Below are 16,430 nucleotides of genomic sequence, written 5' to 3' on the forward strand. Positions count from 1 at the left end.
GGCCAAGAGATAGATCGCCACCGCGGTGAGCAGGCCACCCGCCAACGCGGCCAGCGGCGCGCCGAACGTCGCGAGCAGCCCGGTGCCACCCCCACCGACGACCACCGCGACGGCGCCGAGGCTGGCGCCGGTGGTGATGCCGAGCATGTCCGGCGCGGCGAGCGGGTTGTGCAGGATGGACTGGGTGATCGCCCCGGCGAGTCCGAGCGCGGCCCCGACCACCAGCGCGGTGAGCGCCCGCGGCAGCCGGGAGTCGAGCACGATGAACCGCTGGGCTCTGGTTCCGCCGCCGGTCAGCACGTCGATCACCCGGCCGAGCGGAATGTGCGATTCGCCGGTGGCGACGTCCAGGCAGAAGCACAGCACCAGCAGCGCGACCAGCGCCAGGACGACGAGCACCATCACCGGACGCAACACCACCGAGGCGGGCCCGACCCGTAGCGCGGGCCGGGCACCCTCGGTCTTCAGCGACAGTGTCACAGGCTCACCAACTTCCGACGACGGACGAACGCGATGAAGAACGGCGCGCCGACGGCGGCCAGCATCACGCCCACCTGCAACTCACCCGGTTTGGCCACGACGCGTCCGACGATGTCGGCGATCAGCAGCAGCAGCGCGCCGAACAATCCGGAGTACGGGACCAGCCAGCGGTAGTCCGGTCCGGTGATCACCCGGGCCAGGTGCGGCACCACCAGGCCGAGGAATGCGATCGGGCCGACCGCCGCGGTCGACGCGCCGGACAGCAGCACGATCGCGGCCAGTCCGAGCGCGCGGCTGCGGCCGATGTTCACCCCGAGCCCGCGCGCGACATCGTCGCCGAGACTGAGCAGATTCAGGCCGGGGGAGGCGATGAGGGCGAGCAGCAGACCGAGGGCCAGGAATGGCAGTACCTGCCACAACACCGAGGCGTCGCGGCCTGCGACCGTGCCGACGACCCAGAATCGGTAGGTGTCCAGCGCCGCGGGATCAAGCAGCACAATGGCATTCGTCATCGCCTGCAAAAATGCGGTGACTGCCGCGCCGGCCAGCACTAGGCTCAACGGGCTAGCCTTGCCACCGCCGATGGCCGAGGCGCTGAACACCACAACCCCTGCGATCAGTGCTCCGGCGAAGGCGAACCAGATGTACTGCTCGGGCGCGGTGAACGCGAACAGGTAGATGCTCAGGGCCGCGAGGAACGCCGCACCCGCGTTGAGCCCGAGCAGTCCGGCGTCGGCGAGCGGGTTGCGCGTGTAGCCCTGGATCAGCGCGCCGGCCATGCCGAGGGCGAGTCCGGTGACCAGCGCCAGTGCCGTGCGAGGGAGCCGAAGTCCACGTACGATTTCCTCGGCGGTGGAACCGGCCGGGCAACTGAACGGTCCGCCGGGACAGGTGAGCGCGTTGTGCAGGGCGTCGTAGACGGTGCCCGGCGCCAGCGACCTGGTACCGATCGTGATGCTGGCAACCACGGCGAGCAGGAGCAGTGCGGTCAGGACGAGCAGACCGGTCAGGCGACGCCGCCGCGTATTGCCGAGCGTGGTCACGGTGACGAACTACTCCTGAGATTCGTTGTAGCAGAGTACTGGTTGGTCTGGTAAGCCTAACCTATCTTGCGGTACGCACCGCTACGGCCAATCCTCGAGGAGGTTCAATGCCCGAGCTCATGACCACCTGCCCGCCGCGCCATACGTACCTGGCGTTCGATCGCACGTGTGACAGGCTGCGCGCGCTGCAGCCTGAGCATCCGCGTGTGTATGCGGTGGCGGCGATGGTCGAGCAGGGCAAGCGCCGATGGTGGCGGCTCGCCGACGGGGTGCGCGAAGGCCGGATCGAACGGATGTATCGCAGGCACGCCGCGGAGATGATCCGCGCCGATGTCGCGGCGGAAGTGGTGGCGACCGCGCTGATCCACGCGGTGGTCGGCCGGGTGATCGCGCTGCTGGTGGCCGAGGGTCGGGCCTGGGATCCGGGTCTGGAGAACCTGTGGATCCACACCGACAACGACGGCGGCATCGACTGGGCCGGGCTGGGCGACACCACCATTCGGGTGCTCGACGGCGACCCGCTGGCCGAGGAGCCGGGTGTGGTGAGCCTGCCGTGCGAGGGTGCGATGTATGTCTGGCTCGCGCATCGCTGCGAGCCGTCGCTGACGCTGATCCAGTCCAGCATGGCTCGCTACTCCGGGCTGAGCGCGCGCCGATTCTGGTTGCTGGTCGGTGAATCCATCGCGGGCGCCTCGACGTACGTGCCGGACTTGGCCGGCACCGACGCCGTGGTGGGTACCCGCCGCGGTCAAGGCCTCTTGGCGGCCTTGGAGCAGCGTGGATTACCGGTTCGCCGCGCGACGGCCTTGCTAAGTTAGGTAAGCCTGACCTATAGTCATAACCGGCGTAAGGATTGGTCGAGAGTCCCGAGGGCTGCGGTGACCCCCGATCCATTGCCGCGAAGGGCTCCACCCCTAGGGGTGGAGCCCTTCGCTTTGTCCAGGTGTGACCTATCTCGCTTTTCCGTTCCCTGGCGTGCCGCGATTTCGCGGGTCTACTGTGACGCCGACACGGAAGCGAAATCCCCTGAACCCCTGGGTGATTCGTCGCATTTCGGACAGAACGGCGGGTCGGAAACCGCCGCGCCGCCGAGCTGTCCGATGCCGTGTCGCCGACCTTTCGGTGCGACCGCCGCCGCACCGCTGCCGAGTCGCCGACGCCCGTTTGCCCTGTCCGGCAAACGTTCTCGCCGTCGCTCATCCTGTACCGAGGAGTGTGCCGGGTGCTCGCCGAACCAACCCGTTTCCGTTCTGTCGCCGCGGCCTCGGCCGCGACGGCGCTGCTGCTCGCCGCCGCCTGCGGCGATGAGCCGAAATCGCGCAGCCATGTCCCGGTCAGTGCGGCCGCGCATGCCGCATCGCACTGGGACTACGACGCCGAAGGTCCCGACCACTGGGCCGATTTGGACCACGACTACCTCACTTGCAAGAGCGGCCACGAACAGTCGCCGATCGATCTACCGAGCCACACCAGGCTCGACCCAGCCGAGCACATCACCCTCGACTACGGCTCGGTGCCGACGCTGCGGCTGGTCGACAACGGACATACCGTGCAGGCGAACCTGCAGGCGGGCAACGGAAATCGCCTCGTCGTCGGGGGTGTGGCGTACGAGCTCACGCAATTCCACTTCCACCTGCCGAGCGAACACACCGTCGACGGCAGCGGCACGGCCATGGAATTGCACCTGGTGCACAAGAGCAGCGCGGGCAGTCTCGCGGTGCTCGGCGTCCTGCTGGAGGCGGCCGACGAGCCCTCGCCGTTCGACGAAATCCTTTCGACCGCACCGACAACGGTGGACGCCGAGACGATCATCGAAACCCCGACCGACTTGCGTGCCCTCCTGCCCGCGGACCTCGACCAGTTCCGCTACCGAGGCTCGCTCACCACGCCACCGTGCAGCGAGGGGGTCTCGTGGACCGTGCTCGAACACCCGGTGCCGGTCGCCACCGCAGGCGTGGACCGGTTCCGAGCCCTGTTCCCGCACAGCAACCGCCCCACCCAGCCGCTGAACGGACGACCGGTCACGCTGGCAGGCGGGTGAGCCAGCGGTAATCGGTGGAAACCGCTGTGCAAAAGTGGACCGCATGACAGATCAGGAGAAGCCGGCGGCCGATTGGCTCGCGACGATCACGCCGGAACAGATGACGGAGGCCAGCGAAGGCACGTTCAGCGACCTGATCGGCCTGCAGTACACCGAGCTGAGCCCGGACCGGGTGCGCGGCGAGTGGACCGTCAAACCGCACCTGTACCAGCCTGCGGGCATTCAGAACGGCGGCGTCTACTGCACCGTCATCGAGACGCTGGCCAGCGTCGCCGGCGGGATCTGGTACGGCGGCAAGGGCACGGTCGTCGGGGTGAACAACAACACCGACTTTCTGCGCGCGGTCCGTGATGGCACGCTCTACGGCGAGGCGACCCCGATCCACCGCGGCAGGCTGCAACAGTTGTGGCAAGTGGTGATCACCGACGATCAGGAGCGGGTGATCGCGCGCGGTCAGGTGCGGTTGCAGAACCTGCCTGCCAGGGACTGACCAGGCGCGGGTCCCGCATTGCCGGGACGGCCGTGCCAGAATGACCGTCACCCCGACCACTCCCGACCCGGTGAGGATCCCCGAATGCGACTGTCGCCGCACGAGCAGGAACGGCTGCTGTTGAGCTACGCGGCAGAGCTGGCCCGGCGCAGGCAGGCGCGCGGGCTCAAGCTCAACCATCCCGAAGCCGTCGCGCTGATCAGCGACCACGTGCTCGAAGGTGCACGGGACGGTCGCTCGGTGGCCGAGCTGATGTCTTCGGGGCGAACGGTTCTCACCCGCGCCGACGTGATGGAGGGCGTGCCGGAGATGATCCACGACGTCCAGGTCGAGGCCACCTTCCCCGACGGCACCAAGCTGGTCACCGTCCACCATCCGATCGGCTAGGAGCGCCGCATGAGACACCGACGCGAAGCCGACGGGCGGGTGTACGCAGCATGATTCCCGGTGAATACCGCTGTGCCGAGGGCACTATCGAGTTGAACGCCGGTGCCGTCCGGATCGCACTCGACGTGGTCAATACCGGCGACCGGCCGGTACAGGTCGGCAGCCACGTGCACTTCCCGCAGTCCAATGCCGCGCTGCGGTTCGACCGCGAAGCCGCGCACGGCTACCGGCTCGACATCCCGGCCGGAACCGCCGTACGTTTCGAACCCGGTCTAGGGCAACGCGTTTCGCTGGTCCCCATCGGCGGCACCCGCGAGGTCCACGGCATCACCCTCCCGGCCCCGGGCCACTTGGACGATCCGCAGTGAGCAAGCGCAGCGACCCGGAGAGGGCACGATGAGTGAGTTGAGCCGCGCACGGTATGCGGAGCTGTTCGGTCCGACCGCCGGCGACCGAATTCGGCTGGCCGACACCGATCTTTTCGTCGAGATCACCGAAGACCGCAGCGGCGGACCGGGACTCGCGGGTGACGAAGCCGTCTTCGGCGGCGGCAAGGTGCTGCGCGAGTCCATGGGCCAGTCCCGCGCGACCCGCGCCGACGGCGCCCCGGACACGGTGATCACCGGCGCGGTGATCATCGACCACTGGGGCATCATCAAGGCCGACATCGGTATTCGGGACGGCCGCATCTGCGGCATCGGCAAGGCGGGCAACCCCGACACCATGGACGGCGTGCACCCCGACCTGGTCGTCGGCCCGTCCACCGAGATCATCGCGGGTAACGGCCGCATCCTCACCGCGGGCGCCATCGACTGCCACGTGCACTTCATCTGTCCGCAGCTGATGGACGAGGCACTCGGCGGCGGCATCACCACGCTGATCGGCGGCGGCACCGGCCCGGCCGAGGGCAGCAAGGCGACCACCGTCACGCCCGGTTCCTGGCACCTGGCCAGGATGCTGGAGGCCACCGACGGCTGGCCGCTGAACATCGTGCTGCTCGGCAAGGGCAACACGGTCAGCGCCGACGCCATGTGGGAGCAGTTGCGCGGCGGCGCAGCAGGTTTCAAGCTGCACGAGGACTGGGGCTCCACCCCGGCCGCGATCGACGCCTGCCTCACCGTCGCCGACGCGGCCGGCGTGCAGGTGGCCCTGCACTCGGACACGTTGAACGAGGCCGGTTTCGTCGAGGACACCCTCGGCGCCATCGCGGGCCGCGGCATCCACGCCTATCACACCGAGGGCGCCGGCGGCGGCCACGCGCCCGACATCATCACTGTCGCAGCGCATCTCAACGTGCTGCCGAGTTCGACCAACCCGACCCGCCCACACACCGTGAACACTCTCGACGAGCATCTGGACATGCTGATGGTGTGTCACCACCTGAGCGCGTCCATCCCGGAGGACCTCGCGTTCGCGGAGAGCCGGATCCGCCCGTCCACCATCGCGGCCGAGGACCTGCTGCACGACCTCGGCGCGATCTCGATGATCGGCAGCGATTCCCAGGCCATGGGCCGCATCGGCGAGGTGGTCATGCGCACCTGGCAGACCGCGCACGTGATGAAGCGCCGCCGTGGCGCATTGCCCGGCGACGGCGCCGCCGACAACGCCCGGGTGCAGCGCTACATCGCCAAATACACCATCTGCCCCGCCGTCGCGCACGGTCTCGACCATGAGATCGGGTCGGTGGCGGTCGGCAAGCTCGCCGACCTGGTGCTGTGGGAGCCTGCATTCTTCGGTGTCCGGCCGCACGCGGTGCTGAAGGGCGGTGCCATCGCCTGGGCCGCGATGGGGGATGCCAACGCCTCCATCCCGACCCCGCAGCCGGTGCTGCCGCGTCCCATGTTCGGTGCCGCCCCGCTCGTCGCGGCCGCGACCTCCCTGCACTTCGTCTCCGAGCAGGCGATCGACGACGGCCTCGCCGACCGGCTGCGGATCAACCGAAAGCTGGCTCCGGTCAAGAACGTTCGCGATCGCAAGAAGACCGACATGCCGCACAACGACGCCATGCCGCGCATCGAGGTCGACCCGGACACGTTCACCGTGCGCATCGACGGCGAGGTCTGGACCGAGCAGCCCGCCACCGAACTCCCGATGGCCCAGCGCTATTTCCTGTTCTAGGGGGAGAGGTCGACCATCAGCGTGGCCAGCTGCAAGGCGGCCGCGCAGGGGTCGAGTGATGTTGTGCGCGAACGGTTCTGGACCCGCCAGGTGATCGCGCCGTTGGACGCGGCGACGACCGCGCAGTCGCCGGGATCGTGCGGGTTGCGCACGTAGAACGCGGTCGCGGTGACCGTGCCGAGGGCGTGCTTGGTGATCACCATGTGCTCGGTCTGGAAGCCGCCTGCTCTGGCACGGTCCCACAGCTGCTGGAGCGAGTCCTGCGCGGAGAAGGTGAAGCTGATACCCGCGTCGCCGTCACCCACCTGCGCCTCCCAGAAGCAGGCCTGCGCGGTGCGGTGTGCGGTGAGGCTGTCGGCGTGGACGGCGTCGCTGATCTGCTGGGTGGTCACCGGCGTGCAGTCGGCGAACGGACTGGCGGGCACCGCGGGGGCGGCGTCCGGGGTGCTGCTGCATCCCGTCACCAATCCGGCCAGGGCGAGCGCGGCGAATCCGGCATTACGGGCAGAGAACGGGGTCATCACCGCTCCCTTTCTGAATCGTCAAAGGGGTCAGACCAAGTCACGGTACCGACCGGTCTGTAGATATGCGACCTGAGCAGCGGCGATCTTGGTCTCAGTCGACCCCGTCGGGCAATCGGCCGCCGTGCAGCCGGTGGTGCCGGAAAGCGAGCCGGACGATATCGGCGATGCCGGGATCGGCGATCGTGTAGACATTGCGCCGGCCCTCTTTGCGCATATGCACCAGACCGGTCAGTTTGAGTTTCGCGAGATGCTGACTCACGGCGGGAACGGTCTGGCCGATCTCGGTGGCCAGTGTGCCGACATCGCGCTCGCCTTGACCGAGCAACCAGAGGATCTGCAGCCGTGCGGTGGCCGCCAGCATGCCGAAAACCGCTGCCGCGTCATGTAGTTGAGCCGCCGGGATGGGACCCGGCTCGCCGTGCTCGGTCACGTCCGCCTCCAACCTGTCGGTAGCGTGGCACGGAGTGGAATACTTGCGCAACTGATTGACGGATGTGGGGCAGCGGGTTTCTAATAATGAGTGCGCGAATCCGCGTAAATGAACAACCAACGAAGCGGGGTGAGCGGCTGATGCCGGTTGACAGTATCGACGTCTCTGGCCGGTTCTCCCTAACGAAACGGGTTGTGCCGGTTCGTCGTTGATCTGCCCGCGCGATCCGTGGCCGTGCTGAGCGGCCGATCGATCGCCTGACGCGGCACCAATTCTCGATCTTTTCGACCCGGCGGGTCGGCGCCTACGGCGTCAGCCTGTCCAGTCGGCGCGACCGTCCCCCGACGGAGCACTTGTCCACCGGATACAACGCGGGCAAGTGCGAGCGCGGGAGGCTGCATAGGGCGCTTACCAGCGCGAATGTGCAAGGCCGCGCGCCGGCCTCCGGGCGCGGTTCGATCTGCCCGCGCACGGACACTCGACCCGCGAGGTAGGCGGGCACTGCCAGTTCCAGACGCAACGAAGTAGGGGAGTTCCGCCATGGCGATCATGTTCAAGAAGGCCGAAACAGCGCACCGCGCACCGAATCTGGAGCGGCAGTCCATCTGGTTCACCATCGGCCTCTATCTGCTGATCAGTGCGGGACTGCTGACCATGCACTACGCCCACCCGCAGGGGCCCGTCGGTTCCTCGTCGGGTTCACCCGCCCACTCGTCCTACGGTCGGTAGCGATGCCTGCCCTCAGTAGCGCCGTGCCCGCCGACCGGTTCGACACCGAAGTCCTGCAACAACATTGGATTCCGCTGGCGGCGGGCGACACCGACACCGCCGCCGTCCTGCGCGAGCGGCTCGGCGTCGACTTCGCCGCAGCGCGCAACCGGGTCTGGGAGACCGACAACTTCCTGTACCTGCCGGTGGTCGCCAACTACAAGCGCGGCGACGCCATTGAACGCGAAACCATAGTCTTCGCACTGGGTTCCGAATTCTTGGTGACACTGCAACCGGACGAGCACTTCGTGCCGTTCGACAAGGCGATCGCGAAGATGCGCCGCAACCCCGCCCTCACCGGCTCCGCGCACGGCGTGATGTACGCGCTGCTCTGGGCGCTGAACGAGGCGTCCGAACGGGTCATCTACTACGCCAGCGACGCGCTGGAGGCGATGAACGACGAGATCGAGATGGCCACCAACGGTTACGACCAGCGCGGCCGCGAGATCGGCGTCGCCGACATGCGCGGCACCATGTCGCGGATGAACGCGGCCGAGGAGATCGTCTCGCGCACTCAGGAAACCCAGCTCCAACTAGCGCGTGCCGCAAGGCATCTGATGGCCGACAGCACCGTGCACAGCGCCGAACTGGAGAGCCTGCTCGCCATCCTGATCGCCGACATCGACGGGGTGAAGCAGCACGCGGGCTTCGAACACGACAAGGTCCGCTACCTGCAACAGTCGGTGATGACCTGGCTCGACGTCAAACAGAATCAGATCGTCAAGGTGTTCACCATCATCACCGCGGTCTTCCTGCCGCCCACCCTCATCGCCACCTTCTACGGCATGAACTTCACCTGGATGCCCGAACTGGAATGGCAGCACGGCTTCGTCGCCACCACCTGCATGACCCTGGTGGCCGCGGTGATCCCGCTGGCCTACATCAAACGAAAGGGCTGGTTGCGCTGACGGTGCGGACCGGCCCGCACGGCGTGGCCGAGCTCGGTATTCAATATCATGACTGGCATGACGGCCGCCGGTAGTAGCTCGCCCGCCGCGCCGCGCCTGGACGCCAGGACCGAACGGTGGCGTGCGCATCGGGAACAGGTGCGCGGGGAGTTCGTGGATGCCGCGTTCCGCGCATTGGCCGAGCACGGGCCCGACGTCAGCATGGACGACATCGCGCGGGCCGCGGGTTGTGCCAAACCCAAGCTGTAACGGCATTTCGCGGACAAGACCGATCTGTATCTGGCAATCCTCGAGCGGGTGCAGAGCATGCTGTGGGAGCGCGTGCTCGCGAAGATCAGCCTCACCGCCGATTCGGTGGCCGAATTGCTGCGCACCGCGATCGCCGAGTATGTCGCGGTGGTGGAGGAGCAGCCCGATGTGTTCCGCTTTCTGGTGCACAGCCGGATGGCGCAGCAGGCCGAGCAGCCGGAACGGGCCATCGAGGTGGCTCAGCGTTCGGCGCTGGTGGCGGCGCAGCTGATCGAGGAACGGCTGGCCGGGCAGGACGTCGATACCGGCAGTCTGGAGCTCACCGCCTACGCGATCTTCGGCGCGGTGGGCTCGGCGACCGACTGGTGGCTCGGGGCGAATCGGGCCAGGACCGAGGTGATGTCGACCGAGCGGTTCACCGAGCACGTGAGCACGATCGCCCGCGGCATGCTCGACGGTGTCGCCGAACTCAACAACCTGTCCATCGACGTGGACAAGCCGGCTCACCTCGCGTTCTTGCCGGAGTAAATCGGCCCCGCTATTGGTCGAAGGCGATATGGACCCGGGGTGACTCCGGAAGGGTTTGGCAGGCAAGGGTCAAGCCGAGCGCGATCTCGTCATCGATGAGTGCCTCGCATTGTCGCATTCGGGTGCGGCCTTGCTTCACCGAGCAGACGCAGGTGCCGCAGGCGGATTCGCGGCAGACGTAGGGCGCGTCGATCCCGTTGTCCAGCAGCACATCCAGCAGCGGAGTGTGCTTGGGCCAGTTCAGGATGTGGGTTGCGCCATCGATCTCCACTTCGGCGATGGCGACATCTTTTGCAACGCGCTCTGTTTCGCTGAGGGGGCGGGGTTCGTCGAACGGATTCGACTGTAAGGACCGGTACTCCTCGGTGTGTATACGAGTCGCCGGCACACGCAAGGCGTCGGCCGCAGCCCCGACCACGGTCATGAATCCGGCGGGCCCGCAACGAAACCAGTCACGATCCGAGTGCGGCCGTACGAGTTCGGCAACCGCTTTCGCGGTGGGCAGCCCGCGCTCCGATTCCAGCCAGTGCACTACGCGTAGACGACCGGGGTAGCGGCTCGCCAACTCGTCGAGCGCGTCGGCGAAGATCACCGACTGCCGATCCCGATTGGCATACAGCACAACGATATTCCCGCTACCGCCGACCGACATGGACTTGATGATCGACATGACCGGTGTGATGCCGCTGCCCGCCGCGCACAGCAGCACATCGGCGTCCAGGTCGCGCGGCCCGAACGAGCCGGACGGCTCCAGCACCGTGATCAGGTCACCTACGGCGACGGTGTCGCAGAGCAGGTTCGAGGCGTAGCCGCCCGCGATCCGCTTGACGGTCACTGCGATCCGGTCGTCACAGTGCGGGCTGCTGCACAACGAGTAGCACCGCGCCACCGAGCCGATGCGCTCGCTGGGCACCCGCAGGGTGAGGAACTGGCCGGGGCGGTAGCGGAAGCGTTCGCTCAGCTCGTCGGGTACCTCGAAGATCAGGGTGCGGGCATCGGCCGTCTCCTCGACGACCGCACCGACCTTCAAAACATGTCCGCGCACACCGTTGTCCGCGTTCATCGCGCTACCTCGACACCTCGAGCGGCGGTGAATGTGGCTGGGCTGCCGGCGTTGCCGCGACCGGATCGATCAGCCGGAGCACGCGCCGCCCGATCCGTTCGAGCCGTTGCACATCCAACGGTTGCGTCAACCGCCGGTTCACCCCCGGTGCGATGCGGAGCATGAAGTATCCGAGCCACGCCTCGGCCCGCACCGGCACGACCGCGAGGTCATAGCGCACCGCCCGTTGCGCTGCCCGCGCGACCAGATCCGGACTCAGCGGTGAGAACGGCAGTTTCGCGGCCGCGTCCTGTACGCGCCGGGTCAGTTCCTTGCCGCGCTCGATCAGGTCCTGATCCACCCCCACAGTGACCGCGTGCTCGCCGATATTGGTGTTGATCACACCGGGACAGATCGCGCTGACCCCGATGCCCTTGGGCCCGAACTCGAGTCGCAGACACTCGGTGAGCATCTTCACCCCGGCCTTGGACACCGAATACGCCGACATGACCGGCGTCGGCGTGAACGCGGCCGCCGACGCGATATTCACGATGTGCCCGCGCTTATGGTTATCGATCATCTGCTGCCCGAAGACGCGGCAGCCGTGCACCACGCCGAGCAGGTTCACGCTCAGCTGGCGGTCCCAATCCGCGGGCGAGAGGTCCACGAACGCGCCGCTGACCAGCATGCCTGCATTGTTGACCAGGACATCCGGCACGCCGTGGTCGGCGAGCACGTCCCGGGCGAACGCCTCCCACGCGGCCGGATCGGTGACGTCGAGGCGGGCGGCGGAGGCCCGCAGGCCGCGTGCGTGGATCATCGCCTCGGTCGCCAGGGCCGAATCCAGGTCGAGGTCGGACACCACGACATGCGCGCCAGCTCTGGCGAGTCGGAGGGCGATGGCCCGGCCGATGCCGCTGCCCGCACCGGTCACCACCACCAGGTTCGGCTCGATGTTGGTGAGTTTCATACGGATTCCTCGAGGATCGCGCCGGTCCGCGGTGCGGGAACGATGTTTCGATAGTGGTAGTCGTCGAGATCGAAATGCCGGTTCTGCCAGAACATCTCGCCATGGGTGGACGGCCGGAACGGTGAATCCCCGTGGCTGTTGATGTAGTAGGTGTTCGATCCGGTGCAGGCGTCGGTGAACAGAAAGTTCTTCTGCTGGCGGCGTAGGCATTTGGCGAAGTATTCGTCGTGTGCCTGCCTGCTGATCTCGCACTCGGTCGCGCCGCGCCGCTTGGTCTCGGCGATGGCCCGGCTCAGGTGGGCGGCGGTGGCCTCGATCATCCAGATGTAGGAGCCGAGCACGAAGCCGTAGGGTCCGGTGATGGTGAACATATTCGGGAACCCGGGCACCGAAACACCTTGGTACGCCTGGAATCGATGCCGGTCCCAGAACTCGCCCAGATCGAGGCCGTCGCGGCCGGTCACCGGGAAGGGAGGTATCGAATCCTTTTCCCACAGTTTGAATCCCGTGGCGCAGATCAGCACGTCGACCGGGTGCTCTACCCCGTCCTCGGTGGTGATCCCGCGCTCGCCGACGAACCCGATCGGCTCGGTGACCAGGCTGACATCCGATCGATTGAACGTCGACAGGTAGTCGTTCGACATCGACGGCCGCTTGCAGCCGAGCCCGTAGGCCGGAATCAGCTTTTCGCGCAGTACCGGATCGTGCACCTGGCCGCGCATCCACCGCCGCGCCGGAATCTCCGCCAGCCGCCGGCCCGCGTCGGACAGCCAGGTCGGGCCTGCCACCATGCCGCCCATGCCGATCTCGGTGGCGACGGTGCCGACCAGGCGGATACCCGAACGCACCCACGGGCGTTCGAGCACAGCGCGCCCGACCCGCCCCACCGCCGCATCGGTTTTCGGGAACACCCAGATCGGCGTCCGCTGGAAGACGCTCAGGTGCGCCACCTCGTCGACGATGGCGGGCACCAGTTGCAGCGCGGTCGCGCCGGTCCCGATCACCGCGACCCGCTTGCCCGTCAACGCGACATCGTCGTCCCACAGCGCCGTGTGCATCAGGGTGCCGCCGAAGTCGTGCAGGCCCGGAATATCGGGCATCTTCGGGCGTTCCAGCCCGCCGATCGCCATCACGACGTAGCGGGCGGTGAGCGTGCGGCCGCCGTCGGTGCCGAGCAGCCAGACGCTGTCCTCGGCGTCGAACACCGCCGAGACGATCGTCGTGTTCAGTCGCAGCTTCGGCCGGAGCCCGTACTTGTCGACCATGCTCTCGGCATAGTCGCGCAACTCGGTGCCCGGCGCGAAGATTCGCGACCAGTCGCCGCGCTGCTCATAGGAGAAGCTGTAGATGAACGACGGGATATCCACGGCGACACCGGGATAGGTGTTGGCATGCCAGGTCCCGCCGACCCGATCCCACTTGTCCACGATGACGAAGTCGTGAATACCTTTGCGTTGCAGGGCGATAGCAGCACCTATGCCGCCGAAACCCGCGCCGACCACGATCACCTCGTAGTCGGGCAACACCGCGCTCATCGGACGCGATCCACGAGCGCGCCGTCGGCGCCGAACAATTCGGTCTGCCACTGCCGCAGCAGGGCGGCGGTGTCCACATCGTCCGGGTGGAAGCCCGGCCGCAGATACACCTGGATCTCGCTGAGCAGACCGCGCACGATCGGCCCGCGCGCCAGCCGATAGGACTGCCGGGCGACGGTGACCGGCCGCCATGCGTCGGGATCGGCAACGATCGAGGCGAGCACCCCCAGCCCGACCACTGGAATCGTGAAGGCGTACAGCACCGACATGACGGCGATCCGCAGCCACTCCGGTCCGTCGACCGCGCGATAGACGTCGAAGGCCACCGACTTGTGTTCCAGCTCTTCGAGAGCGTGCCAGTTGAGCAGGTTACGCACCTCGGGATCACCTGCGAGGGCCTGGATTTCGCTGCTGGAGAGCACCCGCGCCGCCAGTACGGCGGTGTAGTGTTCGGCGGCAGCGGTGATGGCGAGGTGGGCGGCCGGTGGTGCCAGCCGCTCGGCCTGCTGGACGAGCCGGTGCTGTCGGCTCACGACTTGTTGCAGGGGATAGCCGAGCGCGAACAACTGCTCGTTCAGCATTCCGTGCTGCTGGCCGTGCACCGCCTCCTGGCCGATGAAAGCGGCAACCCGCTTCTTGAGCACCGGATCGGTGATCTGGTCGGCGAAGCGGCGCACCGAGCGGATGAACGATTCCTCGCCGGGCGGAAAGACGGCCGAGAGCAGTGCGACCAGATGGCTGAGCACGATATCGTCGCCCGCGTAGTACTTGGTCATCGGTTCAGGCTGGCCGAAGCGGAATTTCATCCGCCGCACCTTCGGGTAGCTGCCCGCGCCGGTGTGCTGCACGCTGGAAGTCATGGGAATCTCCATTGATTCGGGGTTCGGTGGGGCTACTTGAGGTGGCCGACGAGAGTGCCGTCGGTGCCGAAGAGCTCTTTCTGCCAGCGCTGCAACAGCTCTCGCGAATCGATGTCGTCGGGATGGAAGCCGGGCCGCAGATACAGCACCAGCTCGCGGCCGATGCCACGGAAGACCGGCCCGCGGAACAGCGTGAAAGCTTCTCTGGCCAGGCTCAACGGATAACGTCGTGCGTCCGGATCCCGGCCGAGTGACACGCTCAGGCCGACGGCCGTGAGAGGGAGGGTGAGCGCCACCAGCGTCGCCATGGTGAGGATGCGCATCGTCTCCGTGCCGCCGACCGCGCGGTACACGTCGAAGGCCACCGACTTGTGCTCCAGCTCCTCGAAAGCATGCCAGTTCAAGAGGTTTCGCACTTCGTCGTCGCCGGCGAGGGCCTGGATCTCGGGACTGGACAGCACGCGTTCGGCCAGCACCGCCGTGTAGTGCTCGGCCGCCGCGGTGGCGGCCAGGTGTAACCGTGCGGGGATGCGCTGTTCGAGGCGCTTCTGGCGCTCGATGGCGGCCGGGGCGTCCAGCCACTCGATGGGGTAGCCCATTTCGATCAGCTTCTCGTTGAGCCGCCGGTGTTCCTGGCCGTGCATCGCCTCCTGGCCGATGAAACCGGCGACTCGTTTCTTGAGCACCGGATCGGTGATCTGGTCGGCGAATCGGCGCACCGAGCGGATGAACGACTCCTCGCCCGGCGGGAATCCCGCGGAGAGACCGGCGATGAAGTGGCTGAACACCATGTCGCCGCCGGCGTAGTACTTCGACATGGGCACCGGCTCGCCGAAGCGGAATCTGATTCGCCTCGCTCTCGGATATCCGCTGCCCGCGCGTTCCTTGGTTCGCACACTCTGCTCGGTCATCTCGCACCTCATTGAGCTCGGTACCGTCAGTATGCGGTACTACTAGTACGATACCGTCTCAGACGGATGAGGCAATAGGCGTTTCGAATGTCGCAGGTGGGCGCAATTCTGTTGTGCCTGTTGGGCTGGCGTGTCTGGTAATGCTGACCAGGATTCGTCGGCCGGCGGGCGCCACCGCCGTCGAAGAAGGTATCGGGTTCAATCTCCGTGACTGAATGTTTGCTCAAATGTTGCGGAGTATCGACGGTCGAGCTAGATTCATCGCGAACGGATAGTCGTAAGTGCCCTGCCTGTTGAGTATTACCGGGAGCATCCGATGAGGAACCGACTTGTAGCTGCAACATTGCTTGTGATCGGTCGTGGCTGATATGGCTGTGATGATCACGCCGGCCGACGACCTGCTGGCCACGAACGAGTTCCTGCACGACGGTGTGCCGGTATACGTCGCGATCGGACGACCCCAGCCGTATCCCGACCGCACCGGTTGGCGCTGCCGGGTGCGCGTCGAATGCGGGACCACGCGACTCGAGCAGTCACAGGTCGTCGCGCCGACCGCACCGGAGGTGCTCCGCCTCGCCCTCGAGCTGGTCACCACCCGGCTCGGCATGAGCGAATCGGAGTTCTTCGAGGGCGCCACCATGAGCCCCGCCGCCTGACCGTCACCCCGGTTCGCATGATCGATTTGGTTGGGGCTCTAGTGAACACAGTGCGCCCCGAGCTGAGTGCGGGCATGCTGGAGGGGTTGGTGTAGCCGGGTAAGCAGGGGTGGTGGTCGACGTGGACGATGACGCCGCGATGGATGCCTATTCGCGCACGGTGATCAGGGTTGCCGCATCGGTCACGCCGCATGTGGCCAGCGTGCGCACCCGGCGGGGCAGCGGGTCGGCGGTGGTGTTCACCGAGGACGGCTTCCTGCTGACCAATGCGCACGTCATCGGGTCGGCCAGCGGCGGCGAGGTGGTGTTCGCAGACGGGGTGGAGGCCAAGTTCGAGGTCGTCGGCATCGACCCGCTCTCCGACCTGGCCGTGCTGCATTCCCGCAACGGTGCGCCCGCGGCGGTGACGCTGGGCGACGCGGACGAACTCGTGGTGGGTCAGCTGGTGGTGGCCGTCGGCAGCCCGCTCGGACTCGCCGGTTCGGTCACC

At 67.0% G+C, this 16,430-nt stretch carries 21 protein-coding genes; 12 read left to right on the forward strand and 9 right to left on the reverse strand.

The genetic code is table 11. The features are described 5' to 3' along the window. The coding region (locus tag NN4_RS42290) for an iron chelate uptake ABC transporter family permease subunit (RefSeq protein ID WP_147143480.1) at positions 1 to 480 on the reverse strand (480 nt) is incomplete at its 3' end. Then, positions 477 to 1,523: a FecCD family ABC transporter permease gene (locus tag NN4_RS42295; protein WP_147143484.1), complete on the reverse strand. Its 1,047-nt coding sequence runs from the start codon at positions 1,521 to 1,523 to the stop codon at positions 477 to 479. The genes NN4_RS42295 and NN4_RS42290, both read right to left, overlap by 4 nt. A 107-nt stretch (positions 1,524 to 1,630) precedes the next feature. Between NN4_RS42295 and NN4_RS42300 the strand changes: the two genes are divergently transcribed. The 6 genes from NN4_RS42300 (at position 1,631) to NN4_RS42325 (ending at position 6,559) form a co-directional block, all read left to right on the forward strand. Beyond that, positions 1,631 to 2,341 (forward strand): hypothetical protein, encoded by a 711-nt coding sequence (locus tag NN4_RS42300; protein WP_147143487.1) that lies wholly within the window; start codon positions 1,631 to 1,633, stop codon positions 2,339 to 2,341. Positions 2,342 to 2,745: 404 nt separating this feature from the next. Next, positions 2,746 to 3,564 (forward strand): carbonic anhydrase, encoded by an 819-nt coding sequence (locus NN4_RS42305; protein WP_147143490.1) that lies wholly within the window; start codon positions 2,746 to 2,748, stop codon positions 3,562 to 3,564. A gap of 43 nt (positions 3,565 to 3,607) precedes the next feature. Next, complete coding sequence (locus NN4_RS42310) at positions 3,608 to 4,054, forward strand: PaaI family thioesterase (RefSeq protein WP_147143493.1); 447 nt, start codon at positions 3,608 to 3,610, stop codon at positions 4,052 to 4,054. An 84-nt stretch (positions 4,055 to 4,138) separates the two neighbouring features. Continuing rightward, positions 4,139 to 4,441 (forward strand): urease subunit gamma, encoded by a 303-nt coding sequence (locus tag NN4_RS42315; RefSeq protein WP_107656465.1) that lies wholly within the window; start codon positions 4,139 to 4,141, stop codon positions 4,439 to 4,441. A 50-nt stretch (positions 4,442 to 4,491) separates the two neighbouring features. Then, complete coding sequence (locus NN4_RS42320) at positions 4,492 to 4,809, forward strand: urease subunit beta (RefSeq protein ID WP_147143496.1); 318 nt, start codon at positions 4,492 to 4,494, stop codon at positions 4,807 to 4,809. A 28-nt stretch (positions 4,810 to 4,837) separates the two neighbouring features. Further along, the gene (locus tag NN4_RS42325; RefSeq protein WP_147143499.1) at positions 4,838 to 6,559 is read left to right on the forward strand and encodes an urease subunit alpha; all 1,722 of its coding nucleotides are present in this window, start codon (positions 4,838 to 4,840) and stop codon (positions 6,557 to 6,559) included. On the opposite strand, the gene NN4_RS42330 is transcribed toward NN4_RS42325, so the two are convergent. Both NN4_RS42330 and NN4_RS42335 read right to left on the reverse strand, forming a co-directional pair. Further along, on the reverse strand, positions 6,556 to 7,080 hold the full coding sequence (locus NN4_RS42330) for a DUF3558 family protein (protein WP_147143502.1): 525 nt from the start codon (positions 7,078 to 7,080) through the stop codon (positions 6,556 to 6,558). The two genes, NN4_RS42325 and NN4_RS42330, sit on opposite strands and share 4 nt — an antisense overlap. A gap of 94 nt (positions 7,081 to 7,174) precedes the next feature. Continuing rightward, positions 7,175 to 7,513, reverse strand: coding sequence for an ArsR/SmtB family transcription factor (locus NN4_RS42335; protein WP_246181408.1), 339 nt, complete (start codon positions 7,511 to 7,513; stop codon positions 7,175 to 7,177). 540 nt (positions 7,514 to 8,053) lie between these two features. Here NN4_RS42335 and NN4_RS42340 point away from each other — a divergent pair. Genes NN4_RS42340 through NN4_RS42350 form a run of 4 tightly spaced genes read left to right on the forward strand, consistent with a single transcriptional unit; the run spans position 8,054 to position 9,966 of the window. After that, positions 8,054 to 8,242 (forward strand): hypothetical protein, encoded by a 189-nt coding sequence (locus NN4_RS42340; protein ID WP_107656469.1) that lies wholly within the window; start codon positions 8,054 to 8,056, stop codon positions 8,240 to 8,242. Positions 8,243 to 8,244: 2 nt separating this feature from the next. After that, positions 8,245 to 9,189, forward strand: coding sequence for a magnesium transporter CorA family protein (locus NN4_RS42345; RefSeq protein WP_107656470.1), 945 nt, complete (start codon positions 8,245 to 8,247; stop codon positions 9,187 to 9,189). A gap of 57 nt (positions 9,190 to 9,246) precedes the next feature. After that, positions 9,247 to 9,438, forward strand: coding sequence for a TetR family transcriptional regulator (locus tag NN4_RS46480; protein ID WP_246181409.1), 192 nt, complete (start codon positions 9,247 to 9,249; stop codon positions 9,436 to 9,438). 57 nt (positions 9,439 to 9,495) lie between these two features. Then, positions 9,496 to 9,966 carry a TetR-type transcription factor C-terminal domain-containing protein gene (locus NN4_RS42350; protein WP_246181410.1) on the forward strand — a complete coding sequence of 157 codons (471 nt, stop codon included), beginning with the start codon at positions 9,496 to 9,498 and terminating at the stop codon, positions 9,964 to 9,966. A gap of 10 nt (positions 9,967 to 9,976) precedes the next feature. Here NN4_RS42350 and NN4_RS42355 read toward each other — a convergent pair whose 3' ends face one another. From NN4_RS42355 to NN4_RS42375, 5 genes are read right to left on the reverse strand one after another with little or no spacing between them, the layout of a single operon-like run. Beyond that, positions 9,977 to 11,029, reverse strand: coding sequence for a ferredoxin--NADP reductase (locus tag NN4_RS42355; RefSeq protein ID WP_147143504.1), 1,053 nt, complete (start codon positions 11,027 to 11,029; stop codon positions 9,977 to 9,979). A 4-nt stretch (positions 11,030 to 11,033) separates the two neighbouring features. Then, positions 11,034 to 11,978, reverse strand: a complete 945-nt coding sequence (locus NN4_RS42360) for an SDR family NAD(P)-dependent oxidoreductase (protein WP_147143506.1) — start codon at positions 11,976 to 11,978, stop codon at positions 11,034 to 11,036. Next, the gene (locus NN4_RS42365) at positions 11,975 to 13,513 is read right to left on the reverse strand and encodes a flavin-containing monooxygenase (RefSeq protein ID WP_147143509.1); all 1,539 of its coding nucleotides are present in this window, start codon (positions 13,511 to 13,513) and stop codon (positions 11,975 to 11,977) included. The genes NN4_RS42360 and NN4_RS42365 overlap by 4 nt, the downstream gene beginning before the upstream one ends. After that, entirely contained in the window at positions 13,510 to 14,373 is an 864-nt protein-coding gene (locus NN4_RS42370) for a metal-dependent hydrolase (protein WP_147143512.1), read from the reverse strand. Before NN4_RS42370 ends, NN4_RS42365 begins: the two co-directional genes overlap by 4 nt. Before the next feature lie 32 nt (positions 14,374 to 14,405). Beyond that, positions 14,406 to 15,284, reverse strand: a complete 879-nt coding sequence (locus NN4_RS42375) for a metal-dependent hydrolase (RefSeq protein ID WP_147143514.1) — start codon at positions 15,282 to 15,284, stop codon at positions 14,406 to 14,408. A 368-nt stretch (positions 15,285 to 15,652) separates the two neighbouring features. Between NN4_RS42375 and NN4_RS42380 the strand changes: the two genes are divergently transcribed. Together NN4_RS42380 and NN4_RS42385 are read left to right on the forward strand one after the other, a co-directional pair. Beyond that, entirely contained in the window at positions 15,653 to 15,940 is a 288-nt protein-coding gene (locus NN4_RS42380; protein WP_246181411.1) for a hypothetical protein, read from the forward strand. 139 nt (positions 15,941 to 16,079) lie between these two features. Further along, positions 16,080 to 16,430 (forward strand): S1C family serine protease (locus NN4_RS42385; RefSeq protein ID WP_371865822.1); only part of this gene is annotated, 351 nt, incomplete at its 3' end.

Origin of the sequence: Nocardia ninae NBRC 108245, from assembly GCF_007990755.1 — a bacterium.
In the GTDB taxonomy this organism is placed as follows: domain Bacteria; phylum Actinomycetota; class Actinomycetes; order Mycobacteriales; family Mycobacteriaceae; genus Nocardia; species Nocardia ninae.